Source organism: Streptomyces sp. NPDC093018 (assembly GCF_040684035.1).
Lineage (GTDB): Bacteria > Actinomycetota > Actinomycetes > Streptomycetales > Streptomycetaceae > Streptomyces > Streptomyces murinus.
Map to the genome: position 1 here is coordinate 342,498 of NZ_JBFBFF010000001.1, position 19,621 is coordinate 362,118.

The following is a 19,621-nucleotide window of genomic DNA, read 5'->3' on the forward strand; positions in this document are numbered from 1 at the left end:
CCGGCCCTCGGCGCCCGGCGGGGCACGCACCGTGGTGAGCGCCGTACGCGGATGAGACCGGGCCGGGCCTCATCTCACGCCTACCCGTGGACGGGCGATCCGCAGCGGCCCGTAGGGGTCAGTGCGGGGGAACCGGTCCGGGACCGGCCGGACCGCCGCGGGGACCGCGGGCCGTGTCCCCGCGGTCCTCGGGCCTGTTTCCGGTGGTGGCGGCCCCGTCCCCGGCGTCCCCGGGACCGCTCTCGGCACCACCCGGTCGGCCCTCATCCGCTCCGTCCTCGTCCGTACCGAGTTCCCCGCCCGCGCGCGCGATCCTGGACAGATCGGCCATGAGGGAGTCCAGCCAGGACACGGTGGCGTAGTACAGCCGGGGCGCTCCGGGCGGTTCCGCGTCGGCGCCCGCCAGGGACCGGGCGAGGCGGGGCACCGGACCCGTCGGGGTGTCGCCGCCGGGATCCAGGGCCGCCGAGACCAGCAGCATGCGTCCGGCCACCCGGTCCCCGAGACCGCTGACCGCCGCGGCGGCGGGGCCGAGGCCGGTGCACGGCGGCTCCAGCAGCCGTTCCGAACCCCACAGGGTGTGATGCCCGGCCATCAGGGCCGCCTGCCAGTCCACCGCGGGCAGCACCGGCCCGCGTCCCCGGCCGCCGAACGGCGTCGGCTCGCTCTGGAACTGCCCGTACGCGGACTCCGCCAGGATCACGGCGTGCTGGAGCGAGCGGTGCCCCGGCATCCCCGCCGGGACGAGCGTCTGCCCCGCCCGCCGCAGCGGCCCCTCCAGGGCCACCGAGGCACTGGTCACCACCACGATCTCGGCCGCCCTGCGCAGCAGCTCCGCCGTCGCGTACCGCAACTCGTCATGGGCGCCGCGCGGCCAGGCCAGCAGCCCGAACACCGCGCCGATCGCGCTGCCGACCAGCACATCGAGCAGTCGTACCTCCGCCAGCCGCCAGGTCGGCGGCGCCAGCTGGGCGAAGACCAGGGCCACCAGCACGGTGAACAGACCCTGCGCCCAGCCCACCCCCTTGACCGGTCCGACCGTGAAGGCGAACAGCATCCACAGGGGGAGGAGCACGGCGTAGACATTGGTGTGCGTGCCGACCAGGGCCAGCGTGCCGCCGGTCACCAGGGCGCCGGCCAGGGTGCCGGCGAGCGCGGACCTGATGGTGCTCCAGGTCTCGTCCATGGTGGTGCGGGTCAGGGTCAGGGTCGCAAGGGTCGCCCAGAAGCCGTGGGGCAGCGTGTCCACGCCCGCCACCAGCCGCGCCGCCGTCAGCGCCAGGGCGATGCGCACCGCGTTCTGGAAGAACACCGAGCGCCGTCCGGCATGCCCGCGCACCCGGTGCCACCACAGCGCGGGGCCCCGGGTGGCGGCGTACCAGAAGCGCTCCGGCGGCCCGGTCACCGAGGCCCGCCGGCCGTGCGCCGCGAGATCGGCCGCCGCCCCCATCGCCAGCGCGGCATCGGCGACCTCCAGTACGGCCGCGTGCCGCCGCAGCACGTCCGGCGCCGGTGTCTCGGCTTCCCCCGGGTGGGCCGCGGACCGGGCGGACAGCACGGCACGGACCGCGGCCAGCTCCTGGTACGCGGCCAGGGGCGAGGCGCCCTCGCGCAGACAGCCCGCGGTGGCGGTGGCCAGCCGCGCGACGGCGTCGAGTACGGCGGTCGCGACGGCGTCGGGCGGGCAGCAGGGCGCGGCCGGCGGCCGGACATCGCCGCCGCCCGGTGTGGCCGGTGGCCGCACCCCGCCCCCCGACATGGCCGACAGCCGGGGCAGCCTGCTCAGCAGCGCCCGGGTCGCCAGGCCCGTGTGGGACAGGGCGCGGTCCCGTACGCCCGGGCCCGCCGGGCGGTCCGCCTCGGGCACGGTCAGGGAGCGCAGCCGGTGTCCCGCCTCGCGGGCGGTACGGATCTCGGCCCGGGAGAGGGTGTACGGCGGGGCGGCGAGCAGGGCGGTGCAGCGGGCCGCGACGGCGGCGGCGTGGGCGGCGCGCGCCCGGTACGGCGCCGGGGTCGGCTCGGGGAAGAGCAGGGCCTCGGCGAGCACGAGCAGGGCCATGCCGGTGGTCGTACCGAGCAGCCGGTCGCCGAGCTGGCCGGGGTCGTAGGGCGGGAACGAGGGCAGGATGTACAGGAGTTGCAGCCCCGGCGCGGCCCCGGCCGGGCGCGGGCCGCCCACGGCGGAGAAGGCCAGCGCGAAACCGACGACCAGCATGCCGACGACGGCGCTCCAGGTCCGCACCGACAGATACGTCCCGACGAGCACCAGCAGCCAGCCCACCGGGATCAGCCGCAGCACCACCACGGCGCGCTGCCGACCGGTGCCCGGGATCCTGGAGAGCCCGCCCAGCGCCACCGCGGCGAACAGGGCGTACGTGGCGGCGACGGGGCGGTCCAGGCCGTAGCGGAAGAGATAGAAACCGGCCGCGGCGACCAGCGTCACCTGGACCGCCCGGCGCCCCGGGGCGGCGTACGGCGCGGGGATCCGGCCGGCGGGAACACCAGACACCCCTCCAGGCTCACGCATCACCGCGCGCCCGGCACCTGCGGACAGGCACCGGGCGCGCGGTCGGGGGGACCCTTACCCCTTTAGGGGACGCCCCCTACAGGGCGTGCTGCTCAGCCGAGGGCGAGATCGTCGGCGTACACGCTGCCCTGGCCGTACCACCCGTGGACGTACACCGTGACGGTGCCGCTGCCGCCGGTCGTGAAGGAGACCTTCAGCTGGTTCCAGCTCGAACTGTTCGACCAGGCGCTGGCGGTGGCGCCGCCGCTGACGCCGAGGTAGGCGTAGGAGCCCTGGACCCAGCCGGTGAGCGTGTAGCTGTGGTTGGGGGACAGGGTGACGGTCTGGTCGCACTCGCCGGTGCCCCCGGAGTCGGGGGTGACCTGGAGGGCGTGGGCGCCCGAGTGGACCGGGGTGGAGACCAGGGTGCTGCCGCCGGTGCAGGTCCAGGGGCCGAGGCTCCCGGTCTCGAACCCGGCGTTGGTCAGCGAGCCCCCACCGCCCCCGCTCCCGCCGCCGCTGGTGACGGTGAGCGTGTAGGTGGCGCTGTGGGTGCCGCCGCTGCCCGTGCCGGTGACCGTGATCGGATAGGTGCCCGCGGCCACGGACGACCCGACGGCCGCCGTCAGGGTCGAGGAGCTGCCCGAGGTCACCGATGCCGGGCTGAAGGAGACGGTGACGCCGGAGGGCGCGCCGGAGGCGGTGAGGGCCACGGACTCGGCGCTGCCCGAGGTGGTGGCCGTGGCGACGCTCGCGGTCGCGGAGCCGCCCTGGGCGACCGAGGCGGAGCCGGGGGAGAGGGACACCGAGAAGTCACTGCTCGTACCGCCGCCACCGCCCCCGCCGCCCGAAGTGCCCTCGTACGGCACGAAAGCGTCCGTGAACGCCAGGCTGCTCTGGCTGATCTCGCTGCACGTGGGCAGGGAGTTGGCGCTGCCGCTGCACGGCTGGTCCCGGTTGACCGACCAGAAGGCGAGCCGCCCCACGCCGTTCTGCGCGGCGAAGCTCTCGACCGTCTGCGCGTCGGCCAGCGTGAACGTGGAGCCGTCGTCGTTCTTGCCGATCATCGGCGTGATGCCGAGATTGGCGTAGCCGTACCCGGAGTCGACGGACTGCATCTGCGCGAGCGTGGCCTTGGCGGCGTCGATCGCGCCCTGGCCCATCTCGGCGCCCGTGCCGGCGTAGTAGTCCATGGTCATGATGTTGACCACGTCTATCTTGACGCCCGCGTTCTTGGCGGCCTTGAGGATGTTGACGCCGTCATTGGTCAGCCCGCTGGTCAGCACCGGCAGGGTGATGGAGAACTGGAGGTTCGGATTGGCCGCCTTGAGGTCCTTCATCGCCTGCATCTGGCGGGCCGCGGCGGCGGTGTCCGCGACGGCGGCGCCCTCGACGTCGAAGTCCAGCTGGGTGACGCCGTAGTCGTCGATGAGGGCCTGGTACCCGGCGTCGATGCTGCTCTGGGTGGTGCAGGTCCAGGCGAGCGGCAGACCGCTGGCGCCGCCCGAGGAGATGATCACCGAGGCGCCCTCGGACCTGGCCCTGGCGATCTCGGGGTCGGTGTAGGAGTCGTTGCCGATGGGGAGCGTGTCGCCCCAGACCTGGTTGCAGCCCTCGCCGAGGACGAAGGCGGCCGTGTAGGCCTTGAGGTGGTGCCCGGTGATCGCGGTGTCGAGCAGGCCTTCCTGACCGTTCGACATGTCGACGTAGGGAGCGACGGAGTAGACGCTGCTTCCCGCGGCGCTGCTCGTCGCCGCGCTGTTCACCGTGTTGTTCGCCGCCGCGTTGCTCGCGGGGGCGAGGGCGACGGCCGCGCCGGTGGCCGCGAGCGCGAACGCGCAGGCGGAGGCGGCGAGTCCGCCCAGTCTTGCCAGGTGCATGACAGTGTGCCCCTCTCGGGGATGCCCCTAGGGCGTGGGGTGGTGGGGTGATGGTGCCGTGCACGGCGGGGATGTTGGTACATACCAAACCGCCGCCGCCCCCCTCCGTCAAGAGGACTAGACCAACTTTGAACCTGTGAACCTGGCGGCCCCCGGCCGGAGTTGATCCGCGCCGCGCCCCCGCGCCCCCTGTCGGGAACCCGTCGCCGGAAGCGACCGGAATTCGCCGCCCGACAACTGTTATCCGGGCCGCTTCGAACGGTCTCCCAGTCATCGGGAACAATCGTTCGGCGTCGAGGACGGGAAACATCTGATGAGCACACGGCATACGGACGCGGTGCAGACGGCGGCCCTGGTGATCGCGGCCCGCGAGGGCGACGCGGCGGCCCAGGACGCCCTGATCAGCGCCTATCTGCCGCTGGTCTACAACATCGTGGGGCGGGCGCTGAACGGCTCCGTGGACGTCGATGACGTGGTGCAGGAGACCATGCTGCGCGCCCTCGACGGCCTGGGCGGGCTGCGTGCTCCCGAGCGTTTCCGCTCCTGGCTCGTCGCGATCGCGATGAACCAGGTCCGCAGCCACTGGCAGGACCGGCAGTCCGCGCCCGCCGCCGTGGAGGAGGCCCACGACCTGGCCGACCCGGGCGCCGACTTCGTGGACCTGACGGTGGTGCAGCTCCAGCTGTCGGGCCAGCGCCAGGAGACCGCGCACGCCACCCGCTGGCTGGAGCCCGACGACCGGGGGCTGCTGTCGCTGTGGTGGCTGGAGTGCGCGGGCGAGCTGACCCGCGCCGAGGTCGCCGCCGCCCTGGAGCTGACGCCGGAGCACACCGCGGTCCGCGTGCAGCGGATGAAGGCCCAGCTGGAGGCGGCCCGGGTGGTGGTACGGGCGCTCGACGCACGGCCGCGCTGTGAGGAGCTGCGGGGCGTGCTGGCCGCCTGGGACGGCAAGCCCTCGGCGCTGTGGCGCAAGCGCATCGCCCGGCACGCCCGCGGCTGCTCGCGCTGCTCCGGGCTGTGGAGCGGACTGATGCCCGCGGAGGGGCTGCTGGCCGGACTCGCGCTGGTCGCCGCGGCGCCCGCGCTGCTCGCCGCGCTGCGCTCCGCGTCCGCCTTCGCCGGGATGGCGCCGGTCGCGGCGGACTTCCCGTTCGACGCCTCGCCGGCCGGGTCCGGCGGTCCGGGTTCGGGCGGAGGCTCGGCTTCGGCTTCGGGCTCGGTCTCCGGTTCCGGGGGCGGGCGGCGGGCCGCGCGGGGCCGTTCGGGCGGGCCCGGCGACGGACGCGGCGCCACCCGCGGCGCGTCCCGCCGCCGCAGGCGCATGCGGCGCCGGGTCGTCGGCGGCGTCGTCGTGGCCTGTGTCGCGGGCGGCGGCCTCTGGTACTTCGGCATGGACACCGGCTCCGGCGGCGGTGACACCACCGCCGAGCGGAGCGCGAACGCCTCCGTGGCCGACCTCTCCGCGCCCAGCGCCGTACCCACCTCGGCATCGCCCTCGCCGTCCGCCTCGAAGTCCGAGAAGCCGAAGAAGCCGAAGAAGAAGGCCACCAGGAGCCCGAGTCCGAGCCCGACGAGGAAGAGCACGCCGACGCCGCGCCCGACCATCCCGCAGGCCCCGGTGCGCACCACCGCGCCGGCACCGGCCGGTGACACCGTCAGCCAGGTGATCGCGCTGGTCAACAAGGAGCGGGCGAGCGCCGGTTGCTCCGCGCTGACGGCGGATCCGCAGCTCCAGCAGGCGGCGCAGGCGCACTCCGACGACATGGCCGCGCGGAACTTCTTCGACCACGTCAACCCGGACGGCGCGGACCCCGGGCAGCGCATCACCGCCGCCGGTTACCGGTGGTCGACGTACGGCGAGAACATAGCCATGGGGCAGCAGACCCCGGCCTCCGTGATGGACTCCTGGATGCACAGCTCCGGGCACCGGGCCAACATCCTCAACTGCGCCTTCAAGAACATCGGTGTCGGCGTGCACAAGGGCGCGGGCGGCCCCTGGTGGACCCAGGACTTCGGCGCGAAGATGTGACCCGGCCCGGCTGACACCCCCTGGGCGGGGGGGCCGCCCAGGGTGTCGACCCGGAGCTTCGGCACGGCCGTTGGGGGAGCGGGGCGCGGTCGCGGACCGGTCCGGCGGCCGGTCGGCTCGCCCCGCCGTCAGGCCCGTTCACCGCCGCCCCCGCCCGCCCTCACGCCCCCTCCCGGCCGCCGATCTCCCGCAGGATCCCGAACGCCCGCCGCAGCGGCGCCGGTTCCGGGTCCTCGACGCCCGCCGCGCGGTTCGCCCGCCGGGTGCGCAGCACCGCGCGCACCGCGGAGAGCGCGGCGCCCGCGATCACGGCCGCCCGCAGCTCGGCGTCGGGTGTGTCCCGCGGCAGCCTGTCCCGCACCAGCACCGCGAGCCGCTCCTCGAAGTCGGCGAAGGCCTGCACGAGCCGGGCCGTGACCACGTTCTCCACGTCCCCGAGCGGCCGGGTCAGGGCGGTCAGCGTGGACGCCGAGAACGGCCCCGCCGCCTCCAGCAGCGCGGCGCACACCGCGTCCAGCGGCTCCTCGTCCGCCGGCCGCGCGGCCAGCGCCCGCTCCACGTACGCGAAGATCTGCATGCCGTCCGGCAGCAGCACCTCTTCCTTGCTCTCGAAATAGCGGAAGAACGTGCGCACGGAGACGTTCGCGTACGCGGCGATGTCCGCGACCGTGGTGCCCTCGAACCCCCGCTCCCCGAACAGCCGCGCGGCCCCTTCCAGCAGCAGGCGGCGCGTCTCCTCCTTCTTGCGTTCGCGCAGTCCGGCGGGGGTGGTCTCACTGGTCATGGCCGAAGCCTCCCGTCCGGGTGTCGCGACTGTCAATCGGCACGCGTGCCACCTCCGCGCCACCCCGTGACCCCTCCGCGGCGCGATCGCGTCCGCAAACCTTCCCTAAACTGTCATGAGTGCCAATTGTCATGCATGACATCTCCTCCCTAGAGTTCGTGTCAGTCGTGACACTTTTCCCGGACAGCTTTGGAGACCCGGTGCCCCGAACCACCTCACAACCCTCGGCGCCCCCCGAACCGGGCCCGACCGCCCCTGAGAACGCCCCGGACCCCGCCGACCTCGGCCCTCTCGGCCGCCTCGGCGGTCGCTGCGCCCGCCGTCCCCTGACCGTCATCGCCGTCTGGCTGCTGATCCTCGTCGCCGCCCTCGCGGGCCGGCACCTCGTCGGGCCCGTCTTCAGCGACCAGGTCAGCCTGCCCGGCACCGCCTCCCACACCGGCGCCGACCTGCTCGCCCGCTCCCTGCCGCAGGCGGGCCGCCCCAGCGGCTTGGTCGTCTTCCACACCGGGACGGGCACCGTGGCCGACCGGCGCTCCGGGCTCGACCGCACCCTGGCCGAGCTGCGCGGGCTGCCCCATGTCACGGCCGTCGGGGCGCCCGTGACCAGCACGGACGGGCGCACCGCCGAGACCACCGTCACCTTCGACGAGCAGCTGAAGAACCTCGGCCACGACTACACCGCCCGGCTCGACGCGGCGACCGCACCCGCCCGCGCGGCGGGCCTCGGTGTCGCCTACGGCGGCGATCTCGACCAGGTCGTACGGCAGCCCGCCAACGACAGGCTCAGCGAGGGCGTCGGCGTCGTCACCGCCCTCGTCATCCTGCTGCTCGCCTTCGGCAGCGTGCTGGCCGCGCTGCTGCCCCTGGCCACGGCGCTGATCAGCGTCGGCACAGGACTCGGCGTGGTCGGCGTCGTCGCCGGTGTGGTCTCCTTCGCGACCTCCGCCATGACCCTCGCGGGCATGATCGGCCTCGGCGTGGGCATCGACTACGCCCTGTTCCTGACCACCCGCTTCCGGCAGGACCTGATCGACGGCCACGACCCCGTGACCGCCGCCGCCCGCACGGCCCGCACCAGCGGCCGCGCGGTGCTGATCGCCGCCCTCACCGTCGCCGTCGCCATGCTCAGCCTCTACGCGTGCGGACTGAGCTTCATCGGCCGGATCGGGCTCGCGGCCACCCTCGCCGTCGTCGTCACCGCCGCCGCGGCCCTCACCCTGGTCCCGGCCGCCCTGGGCATGGTCGGCACCCGGATCGACCGGGTCGGGCTGCGCCGCCGCCCCGTCGCCGAAGGCACCGGCGCACGCCCCGGCGGCAACCGCTACGCCGCGCTCGTCGCCCGCCGCCCCTGGCTCTTCCTCGCCACCGGCACCGCCGTCCTCGCCGTCTGCGCCGCACCGGCGCTCTCGCTGCGCCTCGGCCATGTGGACGCGGGCGCGGACCGGCCCGGCAGCAGCACCCGTACGGCCTACGACTGGATCGCGGCCGCCGACGGACCCGGTTTCGGCAAGGGCGCGAACGGCCCGGTCGTCACCGTGATCGACCTGAGCGGGGCGCACACCCCCGCCGACCGGATCACCACCGAGGTCACCGACGCCCTCAGGGCCACCCACGGGGTCGCCGCCTTCACCCCCGTACGGGCCAGCCCCGACGGGGACATCCTCGTCACCACGCTCACCCCGGCCACCGGCCCCCAGGACGCCGCCACCGGCACCCTGCTCGACACCCTCTCCGACCGGACCCTGCCCCGGGCCCTGCACGGCACCGGCGCCCGCGCCTATCTCACCGGCACCGTGGCCGGCCAGGCCGACTTCCGCGCCACCGTCGGCGAGCGGCTGCCGCTCGTCATCGGGATCGTGCTGGTCCTCGCCTTCCTGCTGCTCCTGGTCGTCTTCCGCAGCCTGGTGATCCCGCTGAAGGCCGTCGTCCTCAACCTGCTCACCACGGCCGCGTCCTACGGCGTCCTCGTCGCCGTCTTCCAGTGGGGCTGGGGCGACGCGCTGCTCGGCCTGTCGGAACCGGTGCCCATCGAGTCGTACGTCCCCATGATGATGTTCGCGATCGTGTTCGGGCTGTCCATGGACTACGAGATCTTCCTGCTGTCGCGGATCGCCGAGGCCTGGCACCGCACCGGCGACAACCGGATCGCCGTGGGGGAGGGGCTGTCCGCCACCGCCCGGGTGATCTCCGCCGCGGCCCTGATCATGACCGCCGTGTTCCTGTCCTTCACCGCCTCGCCGACCGTGGTCGTCAAGATGCTCGCGCTGGGCCTCGCGATCAGCGTGATCGTGGACGCCACGGTGGTCCGGCTGGTCCTGGTGCCGTCCGCGATGGTCCTGCTGGGCCGCGCCAACTGGTGGATACCGCGCCGTCTGGACGGGCTGCTGCCCCGCGTGCGCGCCTGATCGCGCCGCCCGCGCGCGAACCGGTGGCCCTTCGCCCCTTACGCGCGGGCGGTATTACGCTGGATGACCGTGCCCCCGGCACGTCAACAGGGGTGCGGGGCCGGACGAAACAGGGAGCGACCGATGACAGCGGGAACCGAGCGAGCCGTACTGGCGGGCGGTTGTTTCTGGGGCATGCAGGATCTGGTCCGCAAGCAGCCCGGCGTGGTCGCCACCCGCGTCGGCTACAGCGGCGGCGACACCCCGAACGCCACGTACCGGGACCACGGCGACCACGCCGAGGCCATCGAGATCCTGTACGACCCCGCGGTCACCAGCTACCGCGACATCCTGGAGTTCTTCTTCCAGATCCACGACCCGACCACCCGGGACCGCCAGGGCAACGACATCGGGCGCAGCTACCGCTCCGCGATCTTCTACGACGGCGAGGAGCAGCACCGCACCGCCGTCGACACCATCGCGGACGTCGAGGCCAGCGGACTGTGGCCCGGCAAGGTGGTCACCGAGCTGGCGCCGGTCGGCGACTTCTGGGAGGCCGAGCCCGAGCACCAGGACTACCTGGAGCGCTACCCCAACGGCTACACCTGCCACTTCCCGCGCCCGAACTGGAAGCTGCCGCGCCGCGCCTCGTCCACCGCGGACTGAGCCGCCCCGCACTGGGCACCACCGGCTCGTGTGGCGCGCCGCCCCCCAGGGGTGATCCTGGGGGGAGGAGCGGAGCGCGCTGTCCGCGACCCGACGACGATGGTGGTGACCACCATGGGCGTGCCGGACGAGACCGGAGCGGACCCCCGCGGGCCCGCCGATCCCTGTGGGGATCCGTTCCTGCGGACACGGTTCGCGATCCCCACCCTCCCGGTGACCTATCTGCGCCGCGACCGGCTGCTCGGGCAGCTGGACCGGGCCCCGGCCGCCCCGCTGACCGTGGTCGGCGGGGCGGCCGGGGCGGGCAAGACATTGCTGGTCGCCGACTGGGCCGCGACCCGGCGGACCCCGGTCGCCTGGCTCACCGCGCAGATGGCCGACAAGGGCCGCGGCACCTTCTGGGCCTACCTCCTCCAGGCCCTGCGGCTGGCCGGGGTGACCCTGTCCGCCGAGGTGGGCCTGCCCGCCGAGGCGGGCCGCGTGGACGACGCGCTGCTCACCCGGCTCGCGGCGGAACTCAGCGCCCGCGAGGCACCGGTGACCGCGGTCATCGACGAGTACGACCGGGTCACCGACCCGGAGATCGCCGACCAGCTGGAGTTCGTGCTCCGGCACGCGGACACCGGCGTACGCCTGGTCCTCGTCACCCGCACCGAGCCGCTGCTGCCGCTGCATCGCTACCGGGCGGCCGGCGCCGTCACCGAGATCCGCAACGACGAACTGGCCTTCACCCCCGAGGAGGCCGGCGACCTGCTGGCCCTGCACGGCCTGCGGCTGCCGCCCGACGAGATCGGCGCGCTGCTGGCCCGCACCCAAGGCTGGGCGGCGGGCCTGCGGCTCAGCGCCCTGGCCGCGCAGGGGGAGCGCGACCCGCGGTCGTATCTGAAGGAGTTCGAGGCCGACCGCACCACCATCGGCGACTATCTGATCGCCGAGGTGCTGAGGCGGCAGCGCGCCGAGACCCAGGACCTGCTGCTGCGGATCAGCGTCCTCGACCGGTTCTGCCCCGCCCTCGCCGACGCGCTCACCGGGCGCGCCGACGCCGAGCTGATCCTCACCGCGCTGCACCGCGAGAACGCCTTCGTGGAGGACCTCGGGCACTCCTGGTTCCGGCTGCACCCGCTGTTCCGGGAGATCCTGCGCGCCCATCTGCGGGCCCGCCACCCCGGCCTGGAGACCGAGCTGCACCGCCGGGCGGCGGCCTGGCTGCGGCGCCACGGACCGCTCGGCGAGACCCTGGAGCACGCGGCCGCAGCGGGCGACTGGGCGGCCGCCGCCGGTGCCCTCGTCGGTGACCTCGCCCTCGGCGAACTCCTCACCGGACCGCGCGCCGAGCCCCTGGCCGCGCTCTTCGCCGCCATGGGACCCGAGCCGCGGACCCCGGCCACCGACCTCGTCCGGGCCGCCCGCGCACTCTCCCTCGGCGACCTCGACCGCGGCCTGCCCCATCTGGAACGGGCCACGCGGGAGCTGGAGAGTGCCATGAACCGGCCGACCCGGAACCCGGACGGGCTCGCCCCCGAGCAGCACCAGGAGCAGCCCGAACCGGCGGAACCGGCCGGACCGGCCGCCGCCCGGCTCGGCTGCGCCCTCCTGCACGTCCTCGCCGCCCGGCTGACCGGCTCTCCCGCGCGCGCCGAGGCCGCCGCCCACCGCGCCGAGGAGCTGAAGCAGGAGGTCCCCGGCCGGCTGCTGGACCGGCACCCCGAGCTGACCGCCCTGCTGCGCGCCCACCTCGGCGCGGCCCGCCTGTGGGCCGGACGGTTCCCGCAGGCGCGCGCGGCCCTGACCGCGGTGACGGACCACGGCCGTACGACACCGACGGCATCGGCACAGATACGGGCCGTGGAACCGGCGTCCCCGGTCAGGACGCGCACCCCGGTGGCACCGGGGCGCCCCTCGACGGCCCAGGTCCGCGAGGAGTGCCTCGCTCATCTCGCCCTGCTCGACCACCTCGACGGCCGCCCCGGCCGCGCCGAACGCAAGGCCCTCGCCGCGCTCGCCGCCGCCGACCACACGGACCCCTCCACGCTCCCCGGGATCGGCCCCGCCACCCTCGTCCTGGCCGCCGTCGCCACGGACCGCGACGAACTTGACCGGGCCGAGGCGCTCCTGGGCGCGCCGCCCGACGCGGCCGATGCCCGGCCCCCGGCGCGCGACCCGGTGACCCAGGCGCTGCACGCCCTGGTCACCGCGCGCCTCCTGCTCGCCCGCGGCGACACCGAAGGCGCTCTGGAGGCGGCCGACCGGACCGTCGCCGCCGAGGAGCCGTCGCCCTGGGCCGAGGCGCACGCGGCGCTGGTGGCCGCAGGTGCCCACCTCGCCGACGGGCGGCCCGAGCTGGCCGTCAAGCTGCTGACGGAACTGCCCGGCGAGGACCCGCTGTGCCTGGTGGGCGCGGCCCAGGCGGAGCTGGCGGCGGGCCGTCCCGGGCACGCCCTCGACCTGCTCGGCCGGATACGCCCGCAGCACACCCCCGGCCCCCTGATCGCCGTACGGTCGGCCCTGGTCGAGGCGGAGCTCGCCGGGGTCGAGGGCGACCGGGAGGCCCGGCGCCGGCTGGTGGCGCAGGCGCTGCGCGAGGCCCGGCGGGACCGGCTGCGGCGCCCCTTCAAGGAGGCCGGACCCTGGCTGCGGCCGCTGCTCGCCACCCCGGCACTGCGCCCGCTCGCCGAGGGCTGGCTGCTGCCCGGCGCCGGCTCCCCGGACGGCACCGCGGCGGTGCCCGAACCGCCGCCGATGGTGGAGGAGTTGAGTGGCCGGGAACGCGATGTGCTGGTCCGGCTCGCCGAGATGATGTCCACCGAGGAGATCGCCGCCGACCTCTTCGTCTCCGTCAACACGGTCAAGACCCACCTCAAGAGCGCCTACCGCAAGCTGGGCGTGAACCGCCGGCACGACGCCGTGCACCGCGCCCGCGGACTGGGCCTGCTGTGACATCACCTGCGATGGGTGAAGCCCGGCGCCGTGCCGGGGGCGCAGGATCGCAGGAGGAGGGCCGGGTACGCCCGTCCGCGGCACGCGGGGAAGGCACCTCATGCGCTACGAGATTCGCGTCGACGGCGAGCTGACGGAGACGCTGGCCAAGGCGTTCCCCGAGCTGGACCACGTGGTGGTGTCCGGCCACACCATCCTGTTCGGCCGCGTCCTGGACGAGACGCATCTGTACGGCCTGCTGGCCCGCTGCCAGTCCCTCGGCCTGCGCGTCCTGGAGATGCGCCAGGCCCCGCAGTGAGCCCCTGCACCTCCTCAGGCCCCCCTACCCTTGGGCGCCTTCAGCCCCTGGGGAGTCCCTAGGGCTCCCGTCCCTTCCTGCGCAGCCCCGCGTTCACCGCCGCCGCGAGCAGTCGTACGGCCACCCCCACCAGCAGCAGTCCGCACGCCATCTGGCACATCACCGCCACCCGGCCCGCCTCCGAGCGCGCTGTGATGTCGCCATACCCCACGGTGGTGAACGTGGTCAGCGTGAAGTACAGGGCGTCGGTCCGGGTCAGCGGCTCGGAGAAGGAGCCGGGGGTGTCGCGCTCGATGATGTGGTAGACGCTGGCGAAGACGACCAGATAGAGGCCCACCGTGGCGACCAGCGCCTCCACCGCCTTCAGCCGGGGGTACCGCGCGTTCATGATCAGCCAGGCCTCCCAGCCGAAGACCAGCGCGACCGCGAGCAGCCCGCACAGCAGCAGGAAGGCCGTCGCCAGGGTGGTGCGGGTGTCCAGCGGCACCAGGTAGTACGCCACGGTCAGGGCGGTCAGGATGGCCGCCGTGCGCGCGCAGGACGCGGCCGCGGCCCGGCGTTCCGACCCGCTGTACAGGGAGCGCCGGGCGTCCTTCGACGGGGCGCGCCTCGCTGGCTCGGTCATCGCGTGTCTCTTCCGCCGCTGCTCCGCAGGCGGGCCCGCCTGCGCCCGCTACCCACCTCAGCGCCCCGGCCCCCGTACGGGATCACCCGCCAGGGGTGATCCCGTACGGGTCGTCAGGAGCCACGCTGTCCTGGTGAGGTCCCCGCACAAGGCCCCGTCGGCCGGCCGGGAGCGGCCTCGGGCACGGGACGGAGGAGCCATGACCTCCCTCGCGCGACCCGGGTCCGTACGGCCCGCACGGCCGGTCCCCGGACCGGAGCACGATCCCGGCGGGGCCGCACCTCTGCGACGACCGCGCACCGGAGCCTTCCGGGCCCCGGAGCCGGTCGCCGTTCACCCGCGCAGGGTGAAGCGTCCTTCTCCCGCGCAAGCGCAGCCTGGGGACGGTGGACGACCGACTACCGGGCGCGGACCCGGGACGGAGGGAGCGACATGAGCGCTCAGACCTACCTCGCGTACGACTATCCGGCGCTGAGTGTCTTCTGGTCCATGCTGGTGTTCTTCCTGTGGATCATGTGGTTCGTGCTGCTCTTCCGGGTGGTCATGGACATCTTCCGCGACGACTCCATGGGCGGCCTGGCAAAGGCGGCCTGGCTGGTGTGCGTCGTCGTACTGCCGTTCCTCGGCGTCTTCGTCTATCTGATCGCGCGCGGCAAGGGCATGGGCCGCCGCGAGGTCGAGCAGGCCCGCGCCCAGCAGCGCGCGTTCGACAGCTATATCCGCGAGACCGCCCGGGGCGGCACCTCCAGCGCCGACGAACTCACCCGGCTGTCCGAGATGAAGGCCCGCGGCGACATCACCGAGGACGAGTTCCGCAAGGCGAAGGACATGGTGTTCGCCGCCCACGGACCGGCCACGGGCACGGCGGCGGGCGCCCCCGGCGGCACGGGCCCGGAATCCCCCGGATCCGGCCGCTCGGGAAGCGTCTCCTCCACCACCCCGCGCTGAACCGCCCCGCACCGAACTACCGCACACCGGAGAGAATCGAGGTGGCACGATGACCGCACCCCACGCACACCACAACACCGGCCCTGGCAGCGGCCCCGGTGCCGGCACCGGCGCCGGCACCACGCGCGAGCCCACCACCAAGGAACTGTGGGCCACCGGGCTGACCGCGTTCGCCGCGGTGATGCTGCTGCTCACCGGCGTCCTGGACATCTTCCGCGGCATCATGGGGATCGCCCGGGACGATGTCTTCCTCGCCACCCGCAGCTACGTCTTCCAGTTCAGCCTCACCGGCTGGGGCTGGGTGCACCTCATCCTGGGTGCCGTGGCCGTCATCGTCGGCCTGGGACTCATGAAGGTGTCGACCTGGGCGCGGGCGGCCGGCGTGGTGATCGCCGCGCTGATCATCATCGCCAACTTCCTGTCCCTGCCGTACTACCCGGTCTGGTCGATCGTGATGATCGCCCTCGCCGCGTTCACCATCTGGGCGCTGTGCGTGGTGCGCAAGGAAGGCAACCAGGGCCTGTTCGACTGAACCGCGCGCGCCGCGCGGTCGGCGCCGTGATGGAACAACCCGGCCTGCGGTGGGACGGCGGGACCCTCCGGGCGACGCCCGCGCCCCGGTTCGCGAAGGAACGCGACCGGCTCGCGGACGCCGCCCGCGAGGGTGCCCGGCGGACCGTGTAAGAGGCCGCGCGGCACGCGCCCCGGTTGCCGGAGACGGCCGCGCCGACCGAACCGACCTGCCCGGACGGGGAGGGCCGGCGGCTTCGAGCGCACCGACCGGGTCACGCCGGAGGGGGCGGCGTGCCTCCAGGAGGGGGATCGGCGGTGGCGTCCGGTGCGCCGGGCAGGGCCAGATGGGCGAGGTCGGCCGGGCGCGGCGAGGACACCGGCCACAGCGGGGCGGCCCGGCCGTCGGCGAGCGCGGCCGGCGCGTCGGTGAGGTTCATCCGCTCACGCAGCCGGCCGTAGAAGTCCATCGGGCCCAGTCGCACCGCCTTCAGCCGCCGGGGTGCCGCGTACACGCCGATCCAGTCGCCGGGGCTCAGCACCCCGCGCAGCTGGCCGTCGATGCTGACCGCGGCCTGGCCCGAGCGTTCCAGCACCCGCAGGGCGACGGGCTCGTCCGGGGCGGCCACGACCGAGCGGTTGAACACCATGTGCGGGGCCACCGGCGTGAAGACCAGCGCCTCCGCGCGCGGCGAGACCACCGGGCCCCCGGCGGCGAAGCTGTACGCCGTGGAGCCGGTGGGCGTGGCGACCAGCAGCGCGTCCGCCGAGTAGCAGGCGAGCAGCCGGCCGGCCAGATACACCGCGACCGACACCTGCCGGTCCCGGGCCAGCTTCTCCAGGACGACATCGTTGAGCGCGGTGACGTTCAGCGCGACTCCCCAGTCGCCGCCCGCCGCGCAGTCCACGCGCACCCGGGGCGGCGGCAGCATCGGCCCGCGGCCGTACCGCATCAGCGCCTCCATCTGCGCCGGCACCTCAAGCCGGCACGACGCCCGCATGGTGAGCAGCATCCGGCTCTCCACGGTGATCCGCTCCTCGCGCACGGCGTCCAGCGCCGCCCGTACGGCGGGGGCCGGCACCTCGGTCAGGAAGCCGACCCGCCCGAGGTCCACGCCGAGCACCAGGGCGTCGTTCTCCGCGGCGAGCCGGGCGCCGCGCAGAAAGGTGCCGTCGCCGCCGAGCGTGACGATCAGGTCCGGGTCGCCCGCCGCGTCGACCTCCGCGCGGGCGCTGTGCCGGGCGCCCTCCTGCCATACGTCGATGTCGGTGCACTCCACCGCGTGCTCCGCGCACCAGTCGCGCACCGCCACCGCGGCCGTCTGCGCCTCGGCGCGCCCGCCGTGCACGACCAGGCCGACACGGTTCACCGTCATCTCCGCACCACCCGCCTCCGAGCCGGCCTCTGCCGAGCGCCATCCTCGCCGGGGACGGCACGGGGCTCGCGCACGCCACGCCGCCGGGGCCATCGGCGCGCGCACCTCCCGCCGACCCAGGGCCGCGTGGCGGCGTCGATCCGGGGGCGTGGCGAAGCGGTTCACCCGTCCGACCCCTCATGACACCCCCGCCGGGCGGGTACTCGGGGCGTGCCCACAGACGTACGTACGGCGGGGGAGGCCCCGATGAGCGAATACACCACCCCTTCCCAGGCCGAGGGCGAGCGGGAGCCGGAGGACATGGGGGCGGCGCAGCCGACCCGCACCACTCCGTCCCAGGCGGAAGGGCCCGCCGAGGAGAACCCCGAGCAGGACGCGGCGGAGGGCCGCGACTGACGATAATCCCGAGTGCCTTGCGTTGCGGCCCCCGCGGTGCCGACCTAGCGTGATCTCGACACGTCAGACAGGTAGGCCGTGATGACGCATCCGCACGACCCCCTCGGCATCACCGACAACAGAGCCGCCGGCCGCCCGATCCAGGTGGAGACACACGGGCTCGACGTGATCGGGGACGCGGACCGCAGGGGTACCCCGCGCATGCTGTTCTGGCCCTGGTTCGGGGCGAACGTCTCCGTGCTCGGGCTCAGCTACGGCGCCTTCGCGTTCGGCTTCGGCCTCTCCTTCTGGCAGGCACTCGTCGCGGGCACCATCGGCATCGTCGTCTCCTTCCTGCTGTGCGGCTTCGTCTCGGTCGCAGGTAAGCGCGGCTCGGCGCCCACCATGGTGCTCAGCCGCGCCGCCTACGGGGTGCGCGGCAACCGGCTGCCGTCGGTGGTCTCCTGGATGCTCACCGTCGGCTGGGAGACCGCCCTCATCTCGCTCGCGACCCTGGCCACCGCGACCGTCTTCACCAGCCTCGGCTGGGGCGGCGGCACCGAGACCAAGGTGGTCGCCCTGATGGTGGTGGCCGCGCTGACCGTCGTCGCCGGTGTCATCGGCTTCGACCTGATCATGCGGCTCCAGACGGTCATCACCGTGGTCACAGGCGTACTGACCCTCGTCTACGTCGGTCTCGTCGCCCATCAGGTCGACTGGGACGCGGTCAAGGCGGTGCCGGGCGGATCCGCGCAGCAGATGATCGGCGCGCTGGTGTTCATGATGGCGGGCTTCGGCCTCGGCTGGATCAACGCCGCCGCCGACTACTCCCGCTATCTGCCGCGCGACTCCTCCAGCCGGGGCGTGATCGGCTGGACCACCTTCGGGGGCTCGCTCGCGCCCGTGCTGCTGCTGGTCTTCGGCGTACTGCTGGCCGGGTCCTCACCGCAGCTGAGCCGGTCCATCGCCGACGACCCGATCGGCGCCCTGACCACCATCCTGCCCACCTGGTTCCTGGTGCCGTTCGCCGTGGTCGCCGTGCTCAGCCTGGTCGGCGGCGCCGTCCTCGACATCTACTCCTCCGGCCTCGCCCTGCTCTCCGCCGGACTGCGCGTGCCCCGCTATCTGGCCGCGCTCTGGGACGGCTGCCTGATGATCGCCGGGTCGATCTACATCGTGTTCTTCGCGGGCGGCTTCCTCGGCCAGTTCATGGGCTTCCTCACCACGCTCGGGGTGCCCATCGCCGCCTGGTCCGGCGTCATGCTGGCCGACCTCGCGCTGCGCCGCCGCAACTACGACGACGGCGACCTGTTCCGCCCGCACGGCCGCTACGGCGACGTCCCGCTGGTGCCCCCGCTGCTCACCCTCGCCGCCACGGCCGTCGGCTGGGGCCTGGTCACCAACACCGCCGCGCACTGGCTGGGCTGGCAGGGCTATCTCCTCGGACCGCTGGGCCTCGGCGGCCGTACCGGCGCGTGGGCGTACGCCAACCTGGGCGTCGTGGTCGCCCTCGTCCTCTCCTTCTGCGGCACCCTGCTCCTCGGCCGGCGCCGGGTGCGCGCCCAGGAGGCCCTGGCCCCGAGCCCGGCGCCGGGCGAGGAGGTCCTCAGGGCCTGAGCACGGCCTCGCGTCCCGTGCACCGGACACCCTCCATTTCGCACATTTGCCCGAGTCCATGCCCCGTCCCGCGCCTCTTCCGGTTCGCACGCATGCCCCGGGTCCGCACCGGGTACGCGAGGCGGGAGCCCGCCCGGGCAGTCCGTCCGGGTGGCCCGTACGACCACCGCTACCTGGGGATCTGCCATGGAGACACCCGCACACGACGCCCTTCCGACGCCGGCCCAGCAGGCGCTGGACGATCTGGTCGCCAACGCCGAGGACCAGAGGGCCCTGGACACCCTCGCCCACAGCGACGTGCTCGTCCCCGTGCCGGACGACGCGATCGACGGCGAGGGCGCCGACGCCACGACGGTGGCCCTGCCCATCCTGGAACAGCCCGGGGGAGACCCGGTCGTCCCCGTCTTCACCACGGAGAACGAGATGGCCGAACTCCTGCCCTTCGTCTCCCGCTACCGCCTCATCCCGCTGGGCGCGCTGGCCTCGCAGTGGCCGGACGAGGAGATCTCCCTGGCGATAGACGGCAGCTCGGAGCACGCGCTCACGTTGACGTCCCAGGGGGTGCGGACCCTGCTGGCCCGCTGAGGGCGCCCGCAAGGGGCCGGGGGAGCGCGGCGCAGGCCATCACGAACCGGCAGGCAGCCGCGCCCGAAGTCGATCACCATCCCCCGCGGGCGCCAAAA

Annotated in this window: 15 protein-coding genes; 10 read left to right on the forward strand and 5 right to left on the reverse strand. The window is 74.3% G+C overall.

The genetic code is table 11. The annotated features are described in order from the left end of the window. Window positions 1-118: 118 nt before the first annotated feature. Together AB0N90_RS01490 and AB0N90_RS01495 are read right to left on the reverse strand one after the other, a co-directional pair. Window positions 119-2,509 (reverse strand): FUSC family protein, encoded by a 2,391-nt coding sequence (locus AB0N90_RS01490; RefSeq protein WP_365192212.1) that lies wholly within the window; start codon window positions 2,507-2,509, stop codon window positions 119-121. Window positions 2,510-2,619: 110 nt separating this feature from the next. Then, window positions 2,620-4,386, reverse strand: coding sequence for a carbohydrate binding domain-containing protein (locus AB0N90_RS01495; protein ID WP_365192213.1), 1,767 nt, complete (start codon window positions 4,384-4,386; stop codon window positions 2,620-2,622). Between the two features lie 313 nt (window positions 4,387-4,699). Here AB0N90_RS01495 and AB0N90_RS01500 point away from each other — a divergent pair, with 313 nt between their 5' ends. Then, window positions 4,700-6,415, forward strand: a complete 1,716-nt coding sequence (locus AB0N90_RS01500; RefSeq protein WP_365192214.1) for a sigma-70 family RNA polymerase sigma factor — start codon at window positions 4,700-4,702, stop codon at window positions 6,413-6,415. 160 nt (window positions 6,416-6,575) lie between these two features. Here AB0N90_RS01500 and AB0N90_RS01505 read toward each other — a convergent pair whose 3' ends face one another. Beyond that, a complete protein-coding gene (locus AB0N90_RS01505; protein WP_365192215.1) occupies window positions 6,576-7,199 on the reverse strand; it encodes a TetR family transcriptional regulator in 624 nt (207 codons plus the stop codon). A gap of 200 nt (window positions 7,200-7,399) precedes the next feature. On the opposite strand from AB0N90_RS01505, the gene AB0N90_RS01510 reads away from it, so the two are divergent. The 4 genes from AB0N90_RS01510 to AB0N90_RS01525 all read left to right on the forward strand — a co-directional run bounded on the left by AB0N90_RS01510 (window position 7,400) and on the right by AB0N90_RS01525 (window position 13,487). Beyond that, entirely contained in the window at window positions 7,400-9,607 is a 2,208-nt protein-coding gene (locus tag AB0N90_RS01510; RefSeq protein WP_365192216.1) for an MMPL family transporter, read from the forward strand. Window positions 9,608-9,730: 123 nt separating this feature from the next. After that, on the forward strand, window positions 9,731-10,252 hold the full coding sequence (gene msrA, locus AB0N90_RS01515; RefSeq protein ID WP_361669859.1) for a peptide-methionine (S)-S-oxide reductase MsrA: 522 nt from the start codon (window positions 9,731-9,733) through the stop codon (window positions 10,250-10,252). 99 nt (window positions 10,253-10,351) lie between these two features. Beyond that, window positions 10,352-13,189 carry a LuxR C-terminal-related transcriptional regulator gene (locus AB0N90_RS01520; RefSeq protein WP_365192217.1) on the forward strand — a complete coding sequence of 946 codons (2,838 nt, stop codon included), beginning with the start codon at window positions 10,352-10,354 and terminating at the stop codon, window positions 13,187-13,189. A gap of 100 nt (window positions 13,190-13,289) precedes the next feature. Then, the gene (locus tag AB0N90_RS01525) at window positions 13,290-13,487 is read left to right on the forward strand and encodes a hypothetical protein (RefSeq protein WP_085563090.1); all 198 of its coding nucleotides are present in this window, start codon (window positions 13,290-13,292) and stop codon (window positions 13,485-13,487) included. 58 nt (window positions 13,488-13,545) lie between these two features. On the opposite strand, the gene AB0N90_RS01530 is transcribed toward AB0N90_RS01525, so the two are convergent. Next, complete coding sequence (locus AB0N90_RS01530) at window positions 13,546-14,112, reverse strand: ion channel (protein ID WP_365192218.1); 567 nt, start codon at window positions 14,110-14,112, stop codon at window positions 13,546-13,548. A gap of 432 nt (window positions 14,113-14,544) precedes the next feature. Between AB0N90_RS01530 and AB0N90_RS01535 the strand changes: the two genes are divergently transcribed. Then, the gene (locus tag AB0N90_RS01535; protein WP_361669865.1) at window positions 14,545-15,060 is read left to right on the forward strand and encodes an SHOCT domain-containing protein; all 516 of its coding nucleotides are present in this window, start codon (window positions 14,545-14,547) and stop codon (window positions 15,058-15,060) included. A 49-nt stretch (window positions 15,061-15,109) separates the two neighbouring features. Then, entirely contained in the window at window positions 15,110-15,592 is a 483-nt protein-coding gene (locus tag AB0N90_RS01540; RefSeq protein ID WP_361669867.1) for a hypothetical protein, read from the forward strand. Between the two features lie 253 nt (window positions 15,593-15,845). Here AB0N90_RS01540 and AB0N90_RS01545 read toward each other — a convergent pair whose 3' ends face one another. Further along, window positions 15,846-16,946 carry an NAD(+)/NADH kinase gene (locus tag AB0N90_RS01545; protein ID WP_365192219.1) on the reverse strand — a complete coding sequence of 367 codons (1,101 nt, stop codon included), beginning with the start codon at window positions 16,944-16,946 and terminating at the stop codon, window positions 15,846-15,848. 246 nt (window positions 16,947-17,192) lie between these two features. Between AB0N90_RS01545 and AB0N90_RS01550 the strand changes: the two genes are divergently transcribed. The 3 genes from AB0N90_RS01550 (at window position 17,193) to AB0N90_RS01560 (ending at window position 19,523) form a co-directional block, all read left to right on the forward strand. Continuing rightward, window positions 17,193-17,342 carry a hypothetical protein gene (locus tag AB0N90_RS01550; protein ID WP_365192220.1) on the forward strand — a complete coding sequence of 50 codons (150 nt, stop codon included), beginning with the start codon at window positions 17,193-17,195 and terminating at the stop codon, window positions 17,340-17,342. A gap of 81 nt (window positions 17,343-17,423) precedes the next feature. Then, the gene (locus tag AB0N90_RS01555; RefSeq protein WP_365192221.1) at window positions 17,424-18,938 is read left to right on the forward strand and encodes a cytosine permease; all 1,515 of its coding nucleotides are present in this window, start codon (window positions 17,424-17,426) and stop codon (window positions 18,936-18,938) included. Between the two features lie 186 nt (window positions 18,939-19,124). Beyond that, window positions 19,125-19,523: an SseB family protein gene (locus AB0N90_RS01560; RefSeq protein ID WP_037655818.1), complete on the forward strand. Its 399-nt coding sequence runs from the start codon at window positions 19,125-19,127 to the stop codon at window positions 19,521-19,523. Window positions 19,524-19,621 lie beyond the last annotated feature (98 nt).

What these genes read in the sequence shown, in the direction of transcription:
- msrA (WP_361669859.1), top strand. Translation starts at nt 9,731, where the DNA reads ATGACAGCGGGAACCGAGCGAGCCGTACTGGCGGGCGGTTGTTTCTGG.
- AB0N90_RS01545 (WP_365192219.1), bottom strand. Translation starts at nt 16,946, where the DNA reads ATGACGGTGAACCGTGTCGGCCTGGTCGTGCACGGCGGGCGCGCCGAG.
- AB0N90_RS01550 (WP_365192220.1), top strand. Translation starts at nt 17,193, where the DNA reads ATGAGCGAATACACCACCCCTTCCCAGGCCGAGGGCGAGCGGGAGCCG.
- AB0N90_RS01530 (WP_365192218.1), bottom strand. Translation starts at nt 14,112, where the DNA reads ATGACCGAGCCAGCGAGGCGCGCCCCGTCGAAGGACGCCCGGCGCTCC.
- AB0N90_RS01535 (WP_361669865.1), top strand. Translation starts at nt 14,545, where the DNA reads ATGAGCGCTCAGACCTACCTCGCGTACGACTATCCGGCGCTGAGTGTC.
- AB0N90_RS01520 (WP_365192217.1), top strand. Translation starts at nt 10,352, where the DNA reads ATGGTGGTGACCACCATGGGCGTGCCGGACGAGACCGGAGCGGACCCC.
- AB0N90_RS01525 (WP_085563090.1), top strand. Translation starts at nt 13,290, where the DNA reads ATGCGCTACGAGATTCGCGTCGACGGCGAGCTGACGGAGACGCTGGCC.
- AB0N90_RS01560 (WP_037655818.1), top strand. Translation starts at nt 19,125, where the DNA reads ATGGAGACACCCGCACACGACGCCCTTCCGACGCCGGCCCAGCAGGCG.
- AB0N90_RS01500 (WP_365192214.1), top strand. Translation starts at nt 4,700, where the DNA reads ATGAGCACACGGCATACGGACGCGGTGCAGACGGCGGCCCTGGTGATC.
- AB0N90_RS01495 (WP_365192213.1), bottom strand. Translation starts at nt 4,386, where the DNA reads ATGCACCTGGCAAGACTGGGCGGACTCGCCGCCTCCGCCTGCGCGTTC.
- AB0N90_RS01540 (WP_361669867.1), top strand. Translation starts at nt 15,110, where the DNA reads ATGACCGCACCCCACGCACACCACAACACCGGCCCTGGCAGCGGCCCC.
- AB0N90_RS01505 (WP_365192215.1), bottom strand. Translation starts at nt 7,199, where the DNA reads ATGACCAGTGAGACCACCCCCGCCGGACTGCGCGAACGCAAGAAGGAG.
- AB0N90_RS01555 (WP_365192221.1), top strand. Translation starts at nt 17,424, where the DNA reads ATGACGCATCCGCACGACCCCCTCGGCATCACCGACAACAGAGCCGCC.